The sequence below is a fragment of the Mesobacillus subterraneus genome (assembly GCF_003937825.1).
In the GTDB taxonomy this organism is placed as follows: Bacteria; Bacillota; Bacilli; order Bacillales; family Cytobacillaceae; genus Mesobacillus; species Mesobacillus subterraneus.
In genome coordinates this window covers 1-16,587 of the sequence record NZ_RSFW01000014.1, presented here as the reverse complement: position 1 = coordinate 16,587, position 16,587 = coordinate 1, and the positions used below count along the sequence as shown (strand labels likewise).

Annotated in this window: 19 protein-coding genes and 1 riboswitch; of the genes, 11 read left to right on the top strand and 8 right to left on the bottom strand. The window is 45.5% G+C overall.

The window, feature by feature from the left end; all coding sequences use genetic code 11:
• Window positions 1-142 precede the first annotated feature (142 nt).
• The gene (gene liaG, locus EJA10_RS12115; RefSeq protein WP_125480280.1) at window positions 143-1,012 is read right to left on the bottom strand and encodes a LiaG family protein; all 870 of its coding nucleotides are present in this window, start codon (window positions 1,010-1,012) and stop codon (window positions 143-145) included.
• A 207-nt stretch (window positions 1,013-1,219) separates the two neighbouring features.
• Complete coding sequence (pepT, locus tag EJA10_RS12110; RefSeq protein WP_125480279.1) at window positions 1,220-2,452, bottom strand: peptidase T; 1,233 nt, start codon at window positions 2,450-2,452, stop codon at window positions 1,220-1,222.
• Between the two features lie 122 nt (window positions 2,453-2,574).
• Between pepT and EJA10_RS23355 the strand changes: the two genes are divergently transcribed.
• The 6 genes from EJA10_RS23355 (at window position 2,575) to EJA10_RS12085 (ending at window position 6,479) form a co-directional block, all read left to right on the top strand.
• Window positions 2,575-2,727, top strand: a complete 153-nt coding sequence (locus tag EJA10_RS23355) for a hypothetical protein (RefSeq protein ID WP_170169121.1) — start codon at window positions 2,575-2,577, stop codon at window positions 2,725-2,727.
• Window positions 2,728-2,790: 63 nt separating this feature from the next.
• Window positions 2,791-2,900, top strand: a riboswitch (TPP riboswitch).
• Window positions 2,901-2,970: 70 nt separating this feature from the next.
• A complete protein-coding gene (gene thiM / locus EJA10_RS12105) occupies window positions 2,971-3,786 on the top strand; it encodes a hydroxyethylthiazole kinase (RefSeq protein WP_125480278.1) in 816 nt (271 codons plus the stop codon).
• 1 nt (window position 3,787) lies between these two features.
• Window positions 3,788-4,624, top strand: coding sequence for a bifunctional hydroxymethylpyrimidine kinase/phosphomethylpyrimidine kinase (gene thiD, locus EJA10_RS12100; protein WP_125480277.1), 837 nt, complete (start codon window positions 3,788-3,790; stop codon window positions 4,622-4,624).
• Window positions 4,597-5,244, top strand: coding sequence for a thiamine phosphate synthase (gene thiE / locus EJA10_RS12095; protein ID WP_125480276.1), 648 nt, complete (start codon window positions 4,597-4,599; stop codon window positions 5,242-5,244). Before thiD ends, thiE begins: the two co-directional genes overlap by 28 nt.
• Before the next feature lie 13 nt (window positions 5,245-5,257).
• A complete protein-coding gene (gene thiW, locus EJA10_RS12090; RefSeq protein WP_125480275.1) occupies window positions 5,258-5,761 on the top strand; it encodes an energy coupling factor transporter S component ThiW in 504 nt (167 codons plus the stop codon).
• Window positions 5,762-5,864: 103 nt separating this feature from the next.
• Entirely contained in the window at window positions 5,865-6,479 is a 615-nt protein-coding gene (locus EJA10_RS12085) for an exonuclease domain-containing protein (RefSeq protein WP_125480274.1), read from the top strand.
• Window positions 6,480-6,596: 117 nt separating this feature from the next.
• Here the strand turns inward: EJA10_RS12085 and trhA are convergent, their stop codons facing one another.
• On the bottom strand, window positions 6,597-7,244 hold the full coding sequence (trhA, locus tag EJA10_RS12080) for a PAQR family membrane homeostasis protein TrhA (RefSeq protein WP_125480273.1): 648 nt from the start codon (window positions 7,242-7,244) through the stop codon (window positions 6,597-6,599).
• A 131-nt stretch (window positions 7,245-7,375) separates the two neighbouring features.
• On the opposite strand from trhA, the gene EJA10_RS12075 reads away from it, so the two are divergent.
• Window positions 7,376-7,960 carry a DUF1836 domain-containing protein gene (locus tag EJA10_RS12075; RefSeq protein WP_125480272.1) on the top strand — a complete coding sequence of 195 codons (585 nt, stop codon included), beginning with the start codon at window positions 7,376-7,378 and terminating at the stop codon, window positions 7,958-7,960.
• 6 nt (window positions 7,961-7,966) lie between these two features.
• Window positions 7,967-8,197 (top strand): excisionase family DNA-binding protein, encoded by a 231-nt coding sequence (locus tag EJA10_RS12070; RefSeq protein WP_125480271.1) that lies wholly within the window; start codon window positions 7,967-7,969, stop codon window positions 8,195-8,197.
• A gap of 49 nt (window positions 8,198-8,246) precedes the next feature.
• Here the strand turns inward: EJA10_RS12070 and EJA10_RS12065 are convergent, their stop codons facing one another.
• Complete coding sequence (locus EJA10_RS12065) at window positions 8,247-9,905, bottom strand: PAS domain S-box protein (RefSeq protein WP_125480270.1); 1,659 nt, start codon at window positions 9,903-9,905, stop codon at window positions 8,247-8,249.
• Window positions 9,906-10,114: 209 nt separating this feature from the next.
• On the bottom strand, window positions 10,115-10,486 hold the full coding sequence (locus EJA10_RS12060; RefSeq protein ID WP_125480269.1) for a hypothetical protein: 372 nt from the start codon (window positions 10,484-10,486) through the stop codon (window positions 10,115-10,117).
• A gap of 199 nt (window positions 10,487-10,685) precedes the next feature.
• Between EJA10_RS12060 and EJA10_RS12055 the strand changes: the two genes are divergently transcribed.
• A complete protein-coding gene (locus EJA10_RS12055; protein WP_246017792.1) occupies window positions 10,686-11,129 on the top strand; it encodes an NUDIX domain-containing protein in 444 nt (147 codons plus the stop codon).
• Entirely contained in the window at window positions 11,130-11,627 is a 498-nt protein-coding gene (locus EJA10_RS12050; protein ID WP_125480268.1) for a GrpB family protein, read from the top strand.
• A 55-nt stretch (window positions 11,628-11,682) separates the two neighbouring features.
• On the opposite strand, the gene EJA10_RS12045 is transcribed toward EJA10_RS12050, so the two are convergent.
• Window positions 11,683-12,627: a Gfo/Idh/MocA family protein gene (locus EJA10_RS12045; RefSeq protein ID WP_125480267.1), complete on the bottom strand. Its 945-nt coding sequence runs from the start codon at window positions 12,625-12,627 to the stop codon at window positions 11,683-11,685.
• Between the two features lie 289 nt (window positions 12,628-12,916).
• Between EJA10_RS12045 and EJA10_RS12040 the strand changes: the two genes are divergently transcribed.
• Entirely contained in the window at window positions 12,917-15,271 is a 2,355-nt protein-coding gene (locus EJA10_RS12040) for an immune inhibitor A domain-containing protein (protein WP_125480555.1), read from the top strand.
• A 51-nt stretch (window positions 15,272-15,322) separates the two neighbouring features.
• On the opposite strand, the gene EJA10_RS12035 is transcribed toward EJA10_RS12040, so the two are convergent.
• Complete coding sequence (locus tag EJA10_RS12035; protein ID WP_125480266.1) at window positions 15,323-15,673, bottom strand: hypothetical protein; 351 nt, start codon at window positions 15,671-15,673, stop codon at window positions 15,323-15,325.
• A gap of 86 nt (window positions 15,674-15,759) precedes the next feature.
• Entirely contained in the window at window positions 15,760-16,257 is a 498-nt protein-coding gene (locus EJA10_RS12030; protein ID WP_125480265.1) for a GNAT family N-acetyltransferase, read from the bottom strand.
• Between the last annotated feature and the right edge of the window lie 330 nt (window positions 16,258-16,587).

Genomic DNA, 16,587 nt, shown 5'->3' with positions numbered 1-16,587 from the left:
GTCTCACCTGTCCCGCTGATCCCGCGGGAGTCTACGCGCCTTCCACTACAATCAACTGGTGAGAAAATTAAAGTTGCGCTATAATAGCGCCCCCAAAAAACGAACTGGAAAATCTATGTTTTCCAGTTCGCACATTCTTTCATTAGAATATTTCAATTTCCCCGCTTGATACGTCTGCGTTGATTTCGTATTTTCCGCTTCCGTGCTTGCCGCGAAGGTGGTTTTTGGTTTCTTCTTTATTTTCAAGCGGGAATCTGCTGGTGACATCGCCGCTGCTCATTTTTCCTTTTAGCGTAAAGTCGGCATCGTCCGGCAGATCGAGCTCGATATCGCCGGAGCTTACGTTTAAGTTGATGGAATCCTTTAGTTCATTCATCTGGATTTCCAGCTCGCCTGATGATACATTGGCGTCGAGTTGTCCAGCGTAGTTTTGGACGTTCACGCTTCCAGAACTCACCTTGAATGTGCCGGAGCCGGCCGTGATGGCGTCCATTTGAACATCGCCTGATGAGCTATGATGTTCAAGTATGTCAGCATCGATATTTTTTAGCACCATGCTGCCAGAACCAATATCCAATGCCAGCTTCTTGAGTTCCATCGGTTCGTTAGCGGAAGGCCCTTTGAATACTGCATCACCAGACCCTAGCCTGATTGCCATCTCTTCTTTAAAATTCTCAGGAATGTAAACGATTAATGAGGTTTGATCAAGCTCAAACCAGTTGAACCAGAAGAACCCTTTGCGTTTGGCGCTAACATGTATCTCATCGCCATGTGTCGTTACTTTTACCGTTCCTTTGCCTTTGAGTTCTGCTCGGACGTCGTCCCGATCTTCGGGTACAATCTCTGTTTTCACAGAGGAAATATCAATCGAAATCGTTTCCGTCCGATCCGTTACCCTGGCTGAGTCCTGTCCTTTTGCCAGATTGATTCCAAACCCGCCTTCAACCAGATAATTCAACACAAGGTAAGCACCAGTAATAACTAAAAAAATTATTAATATTCGTTTCATCATTTTCTAAAACTCCCCTCAATCACTTTCTATATTCAGGATAAGGCAAATCATTCCTTTTCCCAATGTACCTTGGATTTAAATCTCGATAAGACCTGAGGCTGATTTGGCTATAAGGCTTTTTGTGAGAGGAAACATGATGTGTATAGCAGGTAAAAAAAGGCCAAACACCACATGATGTTTGGCACGCACTGCTTCGCAAACCGTAACTTATGCTTTTGCTTCAAACAATTTAGCGATCTCCACAATGGTTTCAACCGACTTCAGCATATTATCAACGGAAACGTACTCGAAGCGGCCGTGGAAGTTTTCACCGCCTGTAAAAATATTCGGTGTCGGCAGTCCCATATAGCTGAGCTGCGAACCGTCCGTACCGCCGCGTATCGGTTTGACGATCGGCTTGATACCGAGGTTCTCCATTGCCTCATAGGCGATGTCGACGATTTCTTTTACAGGTTCAATTTTATCCTTCATATTGTAATACTGGTCGTTCATTTCAAGCTCCACGCGATATTCGCCATATGTAAGCCTTAGTTCATTGGTGATTTTCTGCATAAGATCCTTTCTGGCCTGGAAGCGGTCACGGTCGAAATCACGGATGATATAATGCAGAGTCGTTTCCTCGACATCACCATGGATGGAGCTGAGGTGGAAGAAGCCTTCATACCCTTCCGTATGCTCCGGTGCTTCTTCAGCAGGCAGCTTGCTGTTGAATTCCATCGCGATTTTGGCGGAGTTCACCATTTTCCCTTTTGCCGTCCCAGGGTGAACATTCTTTCCTTTAAAAACAACCTTGGCACCCGCGGCGTTGAAGCTTTCATACTCCAGCTCTCCAAGCGGGCCGCCATCAACGGTATAAGCGAATTTCGCATTGAAGGATGTGACATCGAATTTATGCGGTCCTCTGCCGATCTCTTCATCAGGAGTGAAGGCGACACGAATCTTTCCATGCTTGATTTCAGGATGCTTGATCAGATAATCCATTGCCGTCATGATTTCGGCAATTCCTGCTTTGTTGTCCGCGCCAAGGAGTGTCGTCCCGTCTGTGGTGATCAGTGTATGCCCTTGGTATTGAGGCAGTTCCGGAAAATCTGCTGGTGAAAGAATGATATTCAATTCCTTGTTCAGAACGATGGGATTGCCATCAAAGTTCTCAATGACCTGCGGGCTGACATTCTTGCCGGTAAAATCTGTGGCTGTATCAACGTGCGCAAGAAATCCGATTGTGGGCACTTCTTTATCTGTATTGGCATGAAGCGTCGCCATCACATATCCATTTTCGTCAATTGTGACTTCCTCCATGCCAATCGACTTCAGCTCCTCTACGAGCATATTGGCAAGAGTGAGCTGGCCCTCTGTAGACGGGCAGGTTTCACTGTTTTCATTCGACTGCGTGTCCACTTTTACATAGGAAGTAAATCTTTCAATGATCTCGTTTTTCAAATCCATTCAACTCCTATCAGTAATCTATTTTCATATTAGCATAGAAGAGGAGGAAGGCCATTCGAAAAAGAATGAAAATTCCATTTTTTGTATTGTATAATGGGAGAAAGGAGGAGTGTAAATTGGGGTACATCTTTTTATTTTTCGTAATCGCTGTCGTATTCTATTCCATTTTTAAAATGATCCGCTCTGGAAAAATGCCGAGCAACCACTATACACCTTTTGATGATCTTACTGAGGGAAAGGTCCCTGAATCCAAAGACAAAAATAGCTGAATAGGAATCTTTCGCTTTACATATATAAGAGTTAAGGCTAGGATGAAATTAGTTGAATATTCGTTGTACTACTAGGGGTGCCCTGTTTCGGGCTGAGAGAAAAACAGTCAGTTTTTTGACCCTTCGGACCTGATCTGGGTAATACCAGCGTAGGAAAGTAGTGTGAGAGATTTCTTCTTACTTTGCTTTTAAGCCAGGTCCTTTTGTGGATCTGGCTTTTTTATTTTTAAGGAGGTTAAGAGAATGGAAAAGAAAGAGATTGCTGAACTGCTGGACAGGGTCCGCCGGGAGAAACCGCTCGTCCATAACATCACAAATGTGGTGGTCACAAATTTCACCGCCAATGGCCTGCTGGCACTGGGGGCTTCGCCAGTAATGGCCTATGCCCATGAGGAAGCTGCCGAGATGGCTGGAATTGCAGGCAGCCTTGTGCTGAACATTGGTACATTAAAGCCAGACGTGGTGGAAGCGATGCTCATTGCCGGGAAAGCGGCAAACGAGGTTGGAGTGCCAGTCATCCTTGATCCCGTAGGAGCAGGGGCGACTGCCTATCGAACTGAAACCGCCAGGAAGCTGCTGGAAGAATTGGAGATTGCGATCGTTAGAGGAAATGCAGCCGAGATTGCCAATATTGCCGGGGAAAAGTGGGATATTCGCGGAGTGGATGCCGGAGAATCAGGCGGTGATGTTTCTGAACTTGCCATTTCGGCGGCCAAAAAATTGAAGTCGATTGTCGTCCTCACTGGGAAAGAAGACATCATTACCGATGGCCGTTCTATATTCATCAACCATACCGGTCATCGGCTGCTGACAAAGGTAACGGGTACAGGTTGCCTGCTTACGTCACTCATCGGAGCGTTTGCGGCTGTAGAAAAGAATCATCTTCATGCCGCAGCTGCAGCTGTTTCGTTTTATGGAGTGGCTGCTGAAATTGCTGCAGAAAAATGCAGTGAACAGGGACCAGGAAGCTTTCAGATTGAACTTTTGAATCAGCTTTACTTGGTTGGTGCAGAGGATCTTATCAGTAAATGTTCATTCTTCCAAAAGGAGGTAGATTGATATGTATAAGGCATTGACAATTGCGGGATCGGACAGCGGCGGCGGTGCAGGAATTCAGGCTGACCTTAAGACGTTTCAGGAACTGAATGTTTTCGGGATGTCGGCACTGACGGCTGTTACCGCTCAGAACACACTTGGCGTCCAAGGGGTTTACCCGATGGAGGCAGAGGCCGTTGCCAAGCAAATCCAGTCTGTGGGAGAGGACATCGGTACGGATGCGTTGAAAACAGGGATGCTCTTCAATGCTGAAATCATTGAGGCTGTCGCTGGAAAAATAAAGTCATTTGGCTGGGATAAGGTGGTTGTCGACCCTGTCATGATCGCGAAAGGAGGGGCACCGCTGCTTCAGCAGGAAGCGGTTGCCGCTTTGAAAAAGCACTTGCTGCCGCTCTGCCTCGTCATCACTCCTAATATTCCTGAAGCTGAAGTCCTCACTGGGATGTCCATAAGGAGTGAGCAGGAGAAGAAGGAAGCAGCACGGAGAATTCATGCTCTGGGAGCAAAGAACATCGTCATAAAAGGGGGCCATGACGACGATGCCAATGAATCAGTAGACGTGCTGTTTGACGGAACGGAATTTGCGTACTTTTCTACAGCAAGGATTGAAACGAGGAACACCCATGGAACCGGCTGCACTTTTTCAGCGGCTATAACCGCACAGTTGGCGAAAGGGGAAGCTGTCCATGATGCAGTCGCTCTGGCAAAGGATTTCATCCAGGCTGCGATTGCCCATCCACTTGAGATTGGCAGTGGGCATGGACCGACGAACCACTGGGCTTATAAGTTTAAACAGGAAAGTGAGAGCGAATCATGGCAAGAATCAGTCCTGAACAAATGAGGAGACTGCTGAAGGTTTATTTCATTGCAGGCAGCACGAATTGCCTGAAGGAGCCAAAACGTGTCGTAGAAGAAGCAATACGCGGAGGCATTACCCTTTTTCAATATCGGGAAAAAGGGGCAGGCTGCCTAACTGGAGAGGAGAAAAGGGAGCTGGGGAGGAGCTTGCAAATGGTTTGCAAGGAAAACGGCATACCGTTCATCGTCAACGATGACATCGAGCTGGCGCTTGAACTGGATGCGGATGGTGTCCATATCGGCCAGGAGGATGAACAGGCTTTGCTCGTTCGCGAAAGAATCGGCGATAAGATCCTGGGTGTTTCCGTACACAGCGTCGAAGAAGCAGAAAAAGCCCGGCGTGCCGGTGCAGACTATTTTGGCGTCGGCCCGATTTTTCCGACTTCAACCAAGAAAGACACAAGACCTGTGCAGGGAACAGCTTTGCTTGAAGAAATGAAAGGCTTTGGCATTCCGATTGTAGGAATTGGCGGCATCAACGCAGATAATGCTTCAGCTGTCATCGAAGCTGGAGCGGACGGTGTTTCGGTCATAACCGCCATCAGTCTTTCGGAAAGCGTCGAAGAAGCGGCTGCTAGATTAAGAGGCAAAATCTTTCATTAAGGAGTAGAGAAACATGAAGAATACACAAAAGTTAACTTTAACTGCCATGTTCATGGCGATTGGCACGCTGACCAGCCATATGCTGTTCATCCCGCTTGGCATCGTCAAGGTATTTCCGGTGCAGCATTTTATCAATGTATTAGCCGCCGTCCTGCTCGGGCCGTATTATGCAGTAGTGCAGGCTCTAGGGATATCGTTGTTGCGGAATCTAATGGGCACCGGCTCGGTGTTCGCTTTTCCGGGCAGCATGATTGGCGCATTCCTGGCTGCCTATCTATACAAAAAGACGAAAAAAATGGGATATGCGTTTGCAGGCGAGGTTGTTGGCACTGGAATTCTTGGGGCGATTGCCTGCTACCCGATCGCGACACTGTTTCTTGGCAAGGAGGCAGCCTTATTCGGTCTTGTCCCTGCCTTTTTGGCGAGCTCGGTTGCCGGAGCAGCGATTGGGTTTGCTTTGCTGAAAATTTTCATGAAGAACGCAGCACACCGGGTAGAGATGGTGAACAAGCTGTAAGCTGGAAATGATTTCATTGCCTTTGCTAAAGCTGGAAATGGAGGAAAACCTCCGATATGATAATAAATAGATTCATATATTCCAGCTGAAATGGGTGACATGATTGAACACAGATAGCAAGCTCGGATTGGTAGTGGACGTAGAGACAACTGGACTGGGTCCCGATTCAGATGAAATCATCGAATTGGCGCTGAAGCTGTTTTCTTTTCACGAGGAAACAGGAGAGATCATTGATATTCTTGATGAGGACTCTTACTTAAGAGAACCGCTGTCCAAGACAGCACAAAGCAATTATGACAGAGCATACAGGATTCATGGGATTTCCTATGATCTCGTCAGGGGCAAGACATTTTATGATGAAAAAATCATCGAATATTTCAACCGCACCGATGCGATTTTTGCCCATAATGCATCATTCGACCGCAGCTTTTTATTCAGGATGTATCCAGAGGTCAATGAGATGAAATGGTATTGCACAATGAAAAATGTGCAATGGAAAAACCATGGCTTCCCGAATAGCAAACTCCTGACGCTGCTGCAGGCGCATAACATCTCGAAATACCAGACGCACCGGGCGATGGATGACATTACATATTTGACTGAACTGCTGAAACAGCAAAATCCGAACGGTGATTATTACTTGAAGGAAGTCCTCGACTACGGTCCGATGAGGAAATACCAGCCTGCTGTCAAACAGCGGAGACGGATGTTTTATTAAGGATCTTTTCGTAAACTTTGTTGGTTTCAAGGTTACATGAGAAAAGCAACAATCAATGCGAAAACAGCTTTTATTAAAATTCGAGAAGGTGCCTGCGCAAATGTGCAGGCACCTTTTTTACAAAACATACAGATAGACACTCAGGAAATGTGCAAGGCTTCCGAGCATGATGAAGATGTGGAAAATCTCATGGAAACCAAGATGCTTTGAACGCAGGATTTCTGGTTTTAAAGCGTAGATGACGCCGCCGATGGTGTACATGATTCCGCCGGTTACGAGCCAGAAAATACCGCCGGGACTCAGGACGGAGGAAAGGGGAGAGACTACGAAAATGACCATCCAGCCCATGATGATATAAATGGAGGTCGAAAGCCACCTCGGACTCCTGAACCAAATCATTTTAAAGAGGATTCCGCAGACAGCAGCAAACGTAATGATGCCGAACAGCGTCCAGCCTGTCACTCCATTTAAGCTGATCAGGCAAAAAGGTGTATAGGATCCGGCCATCAGTACAAAGATCATTGAATGATCGATCCTCCGAAGGAAGGCAATCACACTGTCCTTGCTGATCACCATGTGGTAAGTAGCGGATGCTGTATATAGAAGAATCATGCTGATGCCAAAGATGATTACCGAAGAGATGGCCAGAGCCGAGCCTGTCGTCAACGAAGCTTTGATGACAAGTGCCAGCAGTCCAACAAAGGAAAGAAAAGCACCGGCCAGGTGTGTCAGACCGTTAATCGGTTCACGGATAAAGCTGTTCATTGTAAAACCTCCACATTTCATCATATAGTTTTAATAACTACTTATAATGATATAACCATAATAACATGTAGTCAAGGTTTACGTTTGTGTTTTTTTGATTTATACTAAAAATAAAAACATGAGGGATTCAATTGAACAATTTAGCAGAATTGCTTGCCGATCTCGGCCTTGAAAATAATATCGCGCTTGAAGATATTCCTGGAATTGATCTTTACATGGACCAGGTCATCCAGCTGTTCGAAAAGAATTTCGGAAACTCAACAAGGAATGAGGAAGAAAAAGTCCTTACGAAGACAATGATCAACAATTATGCTAAGGGAAAACTCTTCTTTCCAATAAAAAACAAGAAGTACTCAAAAGAGCATCTCATCCTGATCAGCCTGATTTACCAGCTGAAGGGCGGCCTTTCCATCCAGGATATCAAGCAGACACTGGAAGGGATCAACAGCAGGACAGAGTCCGGTGAATTTCCGCTGGACCAGTTCTACCGCAGCTATTTGAATCTCCACGAGAAGAATATTGAGGTTTTCAATCAGGATGTGCTGGAGAGGGAAAAAGATGCAAAAGCAGAAGTAAAGAAATTGGATGCTGAGGACTCCGAAGAGCTGGAAACGATTTTGCTGATTGCTTCCATGATTAACATCAGCAATTTTTACAGAAGGACAGCTGAGAAGCTTGTTGACCAGCTCGCTGACAAACATACGAAAAAGGGATGAGCGAAAGTGTACTTGACCGTTAAAGAAGCAGCAGAATATTTATCGATGCCGGAAGCACAGGTGGAAAAACTGATTTTCCAAAGAAAAATCAGAGCAATCCATGATGGGGACCACTATTTGATTTATAAAGACCAGTTCAACACGCACTTAAAGCAGGTCGAGAAATATAAAAAGCTGGTGGAAGAAGTTATGAACGAACCGGTGCCCGAGGATATTGATATCAAGGATGAGGATTAATTATACGCAGCCACACAAAAACGCGAGAGGACAGAGTCCTTTCGCGTTTTTAATGGGTTTTTCCGACTTTTGTCACTTTGCCTTCTTGTTTAATCGGCAATTGAACAATGACCTCGGTTCCTTTTTCAGGCTCGCTGTTGAATTTGATCGTACCGTTGTGGGATTGGACAATCTTGAAGCTGACGGTCATCCCAAGGCCGGTGCCTTTTTCCTTGGAGGAATAGAAAGGCTCGCCAATTCTTTCAAGCAACTCTTTTGAAATTCCAATACCCTCATCTTTAATTCGAACGGTAGCATGATTGTCGGAGCTTTGCAGTGAAAGCAGGACAACATCCTCTGCTGAAGATGCCTCGATCGCATTTTTGACGATATTGATGAACAGCTGCTTCAGCTGGTTAGGTTCGCACTCGATTATCACTGGCTCTGCCCTTGCATCGAACTCAATTTGGATATTATGCAGGCTGGCCTCCGTTTTTAACAAAGAAATGACATCGTTCAAGATCACCTGTAAATCTGCTTCCGTATATTTAATCTGCTGTGGCTTGGCCAGGAGCAGCAGTTCGCTGACGATATGATTGATCCTGTTCAGTTCATCAATCATGATCTGATAATACAGCTGATGCCGCTCATCCTCCATTTGCAACAGCTGGACGAGTCCTTTCAAAGATGTGAGCGGATTGCGGATTTCGTGCGCGACACTCGCGGACAGCTCGCCGACGACAGATAGCTTGTCCGTTCTGCGCAGACGTTCCTCCGTCTGACGTAATTCGGTGACATCCCGAGAATTGCAGATGATGCCGGCAATCTTGTCATTCACAATGATGGGGAGTGACGTGCTTTGGAAAATTAGCGTTTTTCCGCTCTTATGTTGAATTTCCAGTTCGAACATTTGCGGACAGCGATCTTCAACAACACTTTTGACCTTGCTTAGTACCATATCTCTATGGGAATCCGGCAGCCATTCAGAGAGATTTTTACCGATGTATTCGTCCCGGCTGTATCCGGTTATTTTTTCAAACTGTGGATTGAGATTCGTAATGGTGCCATTCAGGTCGAGCATCGTGACGATATCAGGGCTGTATTCGAACAATGAGCGATATTGCTGACGGCTCTCTTCCAGCAGATTCTCGACAATTTTCCGCTCGGTAATATCACGGCCGATAATGACGAGTCCCTGCCTGCTGCCGTCATCATTATACAGAGGAACTTTGATTGTATCAAAAGTCTTCGTGCTGCCATCTTTCTGCGGCAGTACTTCTTCCACCCGGATGATTCCTCCTGCTTTCCAGGCCTCTTCGTCGGAAGTTTCACAATACCTTAGCGCATCGGCGAAAAAATCGCTGTACTCGGCAAGCTCCGAATCCTTTTTGCCCCGATAATCGACATTTTCTATATCAAACAGCTTCAAGCCGAAATTATTGGCCTGGATCCAGCGACCCTCGCCATCCTTGAAGTTAACGAAATCAACCATCGAATTAATCAGGGTGGAAAGCCGCTTTTCTTCTTCCTTTGATGCGCTCAATTCCTCCATTTTCGAGATGAAGAAGTAGAAAAACCACCCCGCAAGAACGACATAGAGGATTTCCTTTGTATGCTCGATCACTTGAATGAAAGGGGTCGGTGCATATAGTTCAAGCAGATAGTTTGTCCCGAAAATCCAGACGATGCTGAGGATGAAAAAGATCAGGACATATCGCGTTTTTTTCATATCTGAACTCCTAAAATGAGCATCGGATGCCCAAAAGATTATTGTAAGTATACTTGTTTATAGTAGCATAAATTTGTCAAATTAAGATGCAGATTATTTTTAAATTATCATCCCATTGATTTGGTAAAAATATACAAAGGACCAGTTACTTGTGGCCCTTTGCTGTCTTCTTGAATCAACAAGTGTTAGAGATTAAATGAACTGAGTGTTTAAAAATCCCCGTCAGTGGCTGTAAATGGGATATTCAAACGGTTTTCGACTGCACGAAGCCGCTGATTCAGACGGTTCAAACGGCGTGTATGCCGCTCGTCGTTCTGGTTCAGCCTGGATATTTCCTGGTTCAGGCGTCCAATCTCCTTATTGAGGCGGGTGATTTCCCGATTTTGCCGTCCAATCTCCCTATTCTGTCTGTCCAGCTCGGTTTTCTGCACCTGGAACTGGCGTTCAAGCTGTGTCACTCTGCGCTCAAGCGCAGGCTGTCTTTCATAATCGTTGGGACCTGGCTGTTGAGAATAGTTATAATCATAATACGTATAAGGGTCAAACTGCTGCGGGCTGTAAAAGTATTGATAAGGGTTCATTTTGGCACACTCCTTATTTCTGTTAATGACAAAGTAATTCCTTATAAAATATGTGGGTATCCGCGGAGGGTGAAGGGCATTAGCCTAAAGGAGGAAAAAATTGGGGCGGTGGCGAATGGATGAACAGGCGGTGATCTGAATGGGAATGTCAAATTATTATTAGGAACTCAGAAAGAAAGTGGGCAGTGAATTGATTTTCATGCCTAGTGTGGCCGGAATCATCCGGGATGAAAAAGGTGCAATCCTATTCCAAAACAAAGGGAGTGGGGAAAAATGGAGCCTGCCGGCAGGAGCAATCGAACCAGGCGAAGCCCCTGCAGAAGCAGTTGTCCGTGAAGTATGCGAAGAAACCGGCCTTCATGTCGTACCGGAAAAATTACTTGGGGTATTTGGCGGGAAGGATTACCGCTACGAATATCCAAACGGGCACAAAGTGGAATATGTAGTCTTTGTTTTTGACTGCAAGGCAGTGGGAGGAGTGCTGGAGCCTGTCGATAGTGAAACAGCAGAACTCGCTTACTTTAGCTTAGATCACATGCCTGAACTGGCCTTGCCTTATCCTAAGAGTATTTTCATGGAAGTGAAACAAGATAAAACCCTATTCCAATGGAATACTGGATGGGTGAGAAAGCATGGTGAATGAATGGAAGTTCTACGGTTTACCAATTCTGAAGAAGTATTTCATCTTGCAGAACAAGCATTTAATGAAACAAAGAAGAGAATCCTGGAATTAATTCCGCGGTCGGATGTTCAACATGTAGGCAGCACAGCCATTCCAGGCAGTATGACAAAAGGAGACCTGGACATACAGGTACGTGTCAGCCCTGAAGATTTTCAGGATACAGCCGAGGCACTTTCAGCCATATATGAAATCAATGATGGAAGTACACAGACAAAATCATTCCAGTCTTTCAAAGATGATTGCGCAACTCCTCCGCTTGGAATCCAGTTAACCGTCATTGATAGTGACTTAGATATCTTTTGGAGATTACGTGATGTTTTAATGAAGAATGAACATCTCAGAACAGAGTACGACCAATTGAAGAGTTCCTGCCATGGAAAGAGGATGGAAGAGTACAGGCAGGAGAAGAGTCTGTTTTTTCAAAAGGTGATGGATTCTGAGGAATTTAGAAGTTTATAGTTGAAGTGAACCTTCGTAAAAATAGGAAAAGGAGCGCTTGCGGGGCGCTCCAGATTCAACCTTTTCGTAATTGTTCTAATACAATCTGTGCTTCATATCCTGCCTTGAAATCGATGATGACAGCAGGTTCGCCCTTGATGGCTTTTACAAGATTTTCAATCAATGAATCTGTCAGGGAAGTGTCTGCCTCCAATGGCTGGACTTCTTCGCCTACCTTGCCGCCCTCAAGCTGGGCCCAGTTCAGCAGCGACAGTGTACCCTCGTCTCCAAAAGCGGTAAAAGCGATTTCCTCTTTTCCGGCAACCTGGCTCATGCCGTCAATCAAAACCGGCGTTCCATCTTCAAGCTGCAAGATTGCCAGAATCGCATTCTCGCTTGCCTGCGAATCTTCTGGAAACTGCAGATGAACATCCTTTACTTTAACAGCACCAAAGATTTTTTGAAGCTGCTGGATAAAATGAACCCCGACTTCCAAAACATAGCCGCCCTGTTCCTTGCTTGCAACCCAGGCATTTTGCTGCCACGGGCGCGGCCATTGTGGGAAATGCATCTTCAGCTGAATCCTTCTCAGCTCTCCGACATAGTTTTCCTTAATCAATTTCTCGAAGGACTTACTGCCAGCGCTGTAATTCAGCGGGAAATTCATCGCATGGATGACCCCAGCCTCTTCAGCCTGTTTCAATAGACTCTCCGCTTCTTCCACCGAGTTTGCCAGCGGCTTTTCACATAAAATATGTATCCCTTTTGAGAGGACATCAGAAGCAACTTGATGATGGAACTTAGGCGGAACAGCAACATAAACTAAATCCAACTCAGCCTGATCGAGCATTGCTTGATGATCTGTGAAAAAAGGGGTCCCGCCAAGCTCTGCAGCCGTATCCTTCGCTCTGCTTTCCATCGAATCACAAATTGCCGCAATCTCCGTTTCAGGATGATCTTCAAACCCTTTTATCAAACGCTGGCCGATGGCACCAAGGCCAATCACTCCGACTTTTATCATAAGGAGCCTCCCTTGATTAATAGAACTTAATTTTTATTATACAAATTATCTTGATAATTAAATAGTTTAGTGTGTCTAAATTTCAATGTTCCGAAATATATGGGTCTTTTAGGGTGGGTTTAACATTGGTATAGGGTGGTTTTTGGATAATAATTAGATAATTCGAATTATTTTAAACAATTTGACCGATTGGTAGAATAGTAGTGTACTAAATATTCTGACTCTATTTTAAGAGAGGGGTAGGAAATTGAAGAAAAATCTAGGCTTAAAGGTCCTGTCAAGCATTACAATGACTGCTATGCTTGCAAGCACGCTCTCATTCGCGTCTGCGGGACCGGCGACAGTAAAAGCAGTTGAAAAGCAAAGCTACCAGGCCCATGGAGGAGCACCAATCGATTTAGGCATCGCGAACGATGAGAGATTGATAGAAATGCTTAAGAAAGAAGGAAAGATTGCGAAGGATGCAAAGCCAGCGGAAGCAGAGAAGGCTTTGCAGAAATATTTGCAGAACAGAGCAGGTGGTTCATCAAAAGAGCATGGCGAGCTTCACGGCCATGAAAAGGAGTTAGACAGCACCCTGAAAGAAAAGCTTAACACAACAGGCCTTGTTAATGGCAAGGGAAATAAGGTCGGGCAAACAAAAGGGACAAGCGTCGACCCGGTAAAGGAAGAAAAGTGGGATGGAGGTCAACGGAAAGATAATGTTCTTGTACTATTAATTGAATATCCAGATTTCCCAGCGACAAATATCCAGCCTGGCGAAACGGACATGTTTTATGATGAGTATTTAAAAGAGCACTATACAGATATGATTTTTGGGGACAAAGGTTATGCAGGTCCTAATGGAGAGAATTTAATCTCTGTAAAGCAATACTATGAACAACAATCTGGCGGAAGCTATTCTATTGGAGGCCAGGTTGCAGGATGGTACAAAGCAGAACATCCAGCTGCATACTATGGTGGTAATAATACCTCTGATAATGATGCAGCTCCTCGCAGCTTAGTCTATGAAGCCTTGCTGGCAGCTGCTCAGGATCCAGATGTCAACCTTCAGGATTATGACAAAGAAGACCGTTATGATCTTGATGGCGACGGAAATTACCGTGAGCCAGATGGCCTCATCGACCATTTGATGGTGGTCCACTCTTCAGTAGGTGAGGAAGCTGGCGGTGGACAATTGGGCTCGGATGCGATCTGGTCCCACCGTTGGAACCTTGGAGGTGTTAAAGTTTTACCGGGTACAAAAGCAGAAGTCCCATATTGGGGTGGTGTCATGGCTGCTTACGACTACACAATCGAACCAGCTGATGGCGCTGCGGGTGTATTTGCTCACGAATACGGCCATGACCTTGGACTACCAGATGAATATGACACCATTTACAGCAGCTCTGCAGGTGAGCCGGTTGCGTACTGGTCGATCATGTCAGCGGGAAGCTGGGCAGGAAAGGTTCCAGGAACAGAACCTACGGGCTTCAGTCCATATGCAAGGGAATTCCTGCATGCTTCAATGCCTGGCAGCAACTGGCTGACTGGTACAACTGTCCATGCGAATGAAGTGACGAAAAAAGGCACTGAAGTATTGCTTGACCAGGCAAACTCCAAAGGCACAAACAATGATGCAGTAAAAGTTGACCTGCCGAATAAGGAAAGGGTCATCAACAAGCCGGCTGCAGGTGCATGGGAATATTATGGCGGCAATGGCGATGAAATCGATCACAAGATGGTCAAAGTAGTGGACTTAACAAACGCATCAAAAGCTACGCTTGAGTATGATGCATGGTATCAAATCGAAGATAATTGGGATTATGCGATGGTTCAGGTTTCTACGGATAACGGAGCTACTTGGAAGTCCCTGTCAACACCAAATACTGACTCTGACATTGTGTCAGATGGATATCCAGAAATCATGGAAAATCTTCCTGGATACACAGGCTCAAGCAATGGCTGGATTCACGAATCAGTGGATTTAAGTGAATATGCAGGACAAAAAGTCAAGCTGCAATTCCGTTATATGACGGACTGGGGCACAAATATGGATGGCTTCTTTGTGGATAATGTAAAGGTAACGGCTGACGGTGCTGTGCTTTTCAACGATGGTGCTGAGGGTGAAACAACATTTGCATTGAATGGCTTTAAAAAGCACGAAGGTAAAACTTCCACAAAACATTACTACCTATTGGAGTGGAGATCACACAATGGTGTGGATGAAGGGTTGAAGAATATCCGCCGCGGTGCCAGCCTGATGACTTATGATTCAGGGCTTGTTGTCTGGTATGTGGACGAAGCATTCGATAATAACTGGACAGGAGTTCACCCGGGTGACGGATTCCTTGGCGTTGTTGACGCAGATCAGACGATCAACAGATGGAGTGATGGCGCACTTGCTTCTTCACGCTACCAGGTCCATGATGCAGCGTTCAACCAGGGTAAAACTGAAAATATGTATTTGGATTATAAGTCGATCTTTGGATCCGTCCTGACGGATAACGCAACACAAAGGACGCCGATTTTCGATGACAGCTCTAAGTACACTTCACCAGTCCTGCCTCAAGCTGGACGTAACATCACATCTTACGGCCTGAAATTCCGTGTTCTAGGTTCAAGCCCAGACGGAACAGTCGGTAAGGTACTGATCCACAAGTAATAAGAGAAGAAAACGCTGCCGGATTTCTCGGCAGCGTTTTTCTGTATTAAGCTAATCAAGATCAGGCTGAAATCCAATCAATTTCGCTTTTTTATCAGCCATCGGGTCCGCATCGGGGAATGTGATCACAGAAGCGATGTAATCCCAGCGCAGGAACATATGGGTGGTGCAGGTTTCTTCGACCTGGCTTTCGGCAGGGATGGCGGTTCCATCTTCCTTTTGGATTGGAGTCCGCTTATAACAAGGGTTCTCTACCCAGATCCCCATATTCTCCGTATGAACCAATTTTACGAGATACCACTCGTCCGGCTGATAGATTCCTGTAATATCCCCAACCATATTATCGGGGAAGTTCCTTAATTTCACTTGGATTTTCTGGTTTACGTATGCATCTAAAAACATGGGCAGTCTCCTTTCAAAAAACTCATCCCTTATCTACTTCCTTTTCCAGCGAAATTTAAACATGAAAAAAAGGCCAAAGCTGGCCTTTATAAAAATAGCACCATGAGTTCGTCGTCAAAGTAAGTGTCCTCAATGCGCATGGCATTTCTATCTACCCCATATGTTTTAAACCCAAGGGAGGTGTAAAGCTTTTTGGCAGCCTCATTGCTGGCTGTCACTGTCAGATACACCTGCTCAACCTGCATCAACTCAGCAGCCTGTTTCAGCGCCGTATTCATCAGGAACCGCCCGATGCCCTGGCCACGCACACCAGGAGTGACATACATCGCAAAAATCGGTGCCCGGTGTTTTAACTTCTGTTTGCCTTCTGGAACGAGCGTCACAATCCCGACCAGCCGATCCTGATCTAACGCTCCAAAAGTATACGTAGATTGGCGTTCCAGTCTGTACCGGTATTCCGCCACTTCATATGACATTTCATCCTCGTAGCTCGAACTAAAAGCCTCAGGATTAGTCCTTAAAGCTTCATGCCGGGTGATCCGGTATTTCTCCGCATCCCCTGCATTCAATCTTCTGATTTCCATAATGGTCACCTCTGTTAAATAGCATGAAAAGTTAAATTCTAGATTGGATGGAAGATTTCCTTTTAAAAATAGGCTCTTTTCGTAAACTTTGTGTTTGGGGCCATCGATTAGGTTTTTTTGTTTTACAAAAAAACAATTAAAAAACTTCGGACAAAATAGGGTGGAGAAGCAATGAAAATGTCCGAAGATGGAAGGCCTTCGGACAAAATTCGATGGAGAAGCAGTGAAAATGTCCGAAGATGGCATGCCTTCGGACAAAATCCGGTGGAGAAGCACTGGAAATGTCCGAAGTTGATAGGACTTCGGACAAAATCCCATGGAGAAGCAGTG

Excerpts from the sequence above, each read along its gene's own strand:
- liaG (WP_125480280.1), bottom strand. The coding sequence starts at position 1,012 with ATGATGAAACGAATATTAATAATTTTTTTAGTTATTACTGGTGCTTAC.
- thiM (WP_125480278.1), top strand. The coding sequence starts at position 2,971 with ATGGAAAAGAAAGAGATTGCTGAACTGCTGGACAGGGTCCGCCGGGAG.
- thiD (WP_125480277.1), top strand. The coding sequence starts at position 3,788 with ATGTATAAGGCATTGACAATTGCGGGATCGGACAGCGGCGGCGGTGCA.
- thiE (WP_125480276.1), top strand. The coding sequence starts at position 4,597 with ATGGCAAGAATCAGTCCTGAACAAATGAGGAGACTGCTGAAGGTTTAT.
- thiW (WP_125480275.1), top strand. The coding sequence starts at position 5,258 with ATGAAGAATACACAAAAGTTAACTTTAACTGCCATGTTCATGGCGATT.
- trhA (WP_125480273.1), bottom strand. The coding sequence starts at position 7,244 with ATGAACAGCTTTATCCGTGAACCGATTAACGGTCTGACACACCTGGCC.
- EJA10_RS12065 (WP_125480270.1), bottom strand. The coding sequence starts at position 9,905 with ATGAAAAAAACGCGATATGTCCTGATCTTTTTCATCCTCAGCATCGTC.
- EJA10_RS12060 (WP_125480269.1), bottom strand. The coding sequence starts at position 10,486 with ATGAACCCTTATCAATACTTTTACAGCCCGCAGCAGTTTGACCCTTAT.
- EJA10_RS12055 (WP_246017792.1), top strand. The coding sequence starts at position 10,686 with ATGCCTAGTGTGGCCGGAATCATCCGGGATGAAAAAGGTGCAATCCTA.
- EJA10_RS12050 (WP_125480268.1), top strand. The coding sequence starts at position 11,130 with ATGGAAGTTCTACGGTTTACCAATTCTGAAGAAGTATTTCATCTTGCA.
- EJA10_RS12045 (WP_125480267.1), bottom strand. The coding sequence starts at position 12,627 with ATGATAAAAGTCGGAGTGATTGGCCTTGGTGCCATCGGCCAGCGTTTG.
- EJA10_RS12040 (WP_125480555.1), top strand. The coding sequence starts at position 12,917 with ATGACTGCTATGCTTGCAAGCACGCTCTCATTCGCGTCTGCGGGACCG.
- EJA10_RS12035 (WP_125480266.1), bottom strand. The coding sequence starts at position 15,673 with ATGTTTTTAGATGCATACGTAAACCAGAAAATCCAAGTGAAATTAAGG.
- EJA10_RS12030 (WP_125480265.1), bottom strand. The coding sequence starts at position 16,257 with ATGGAAATCAGAAGATTGAATGCAGGGGATGCGGAGAAATACCGGATC.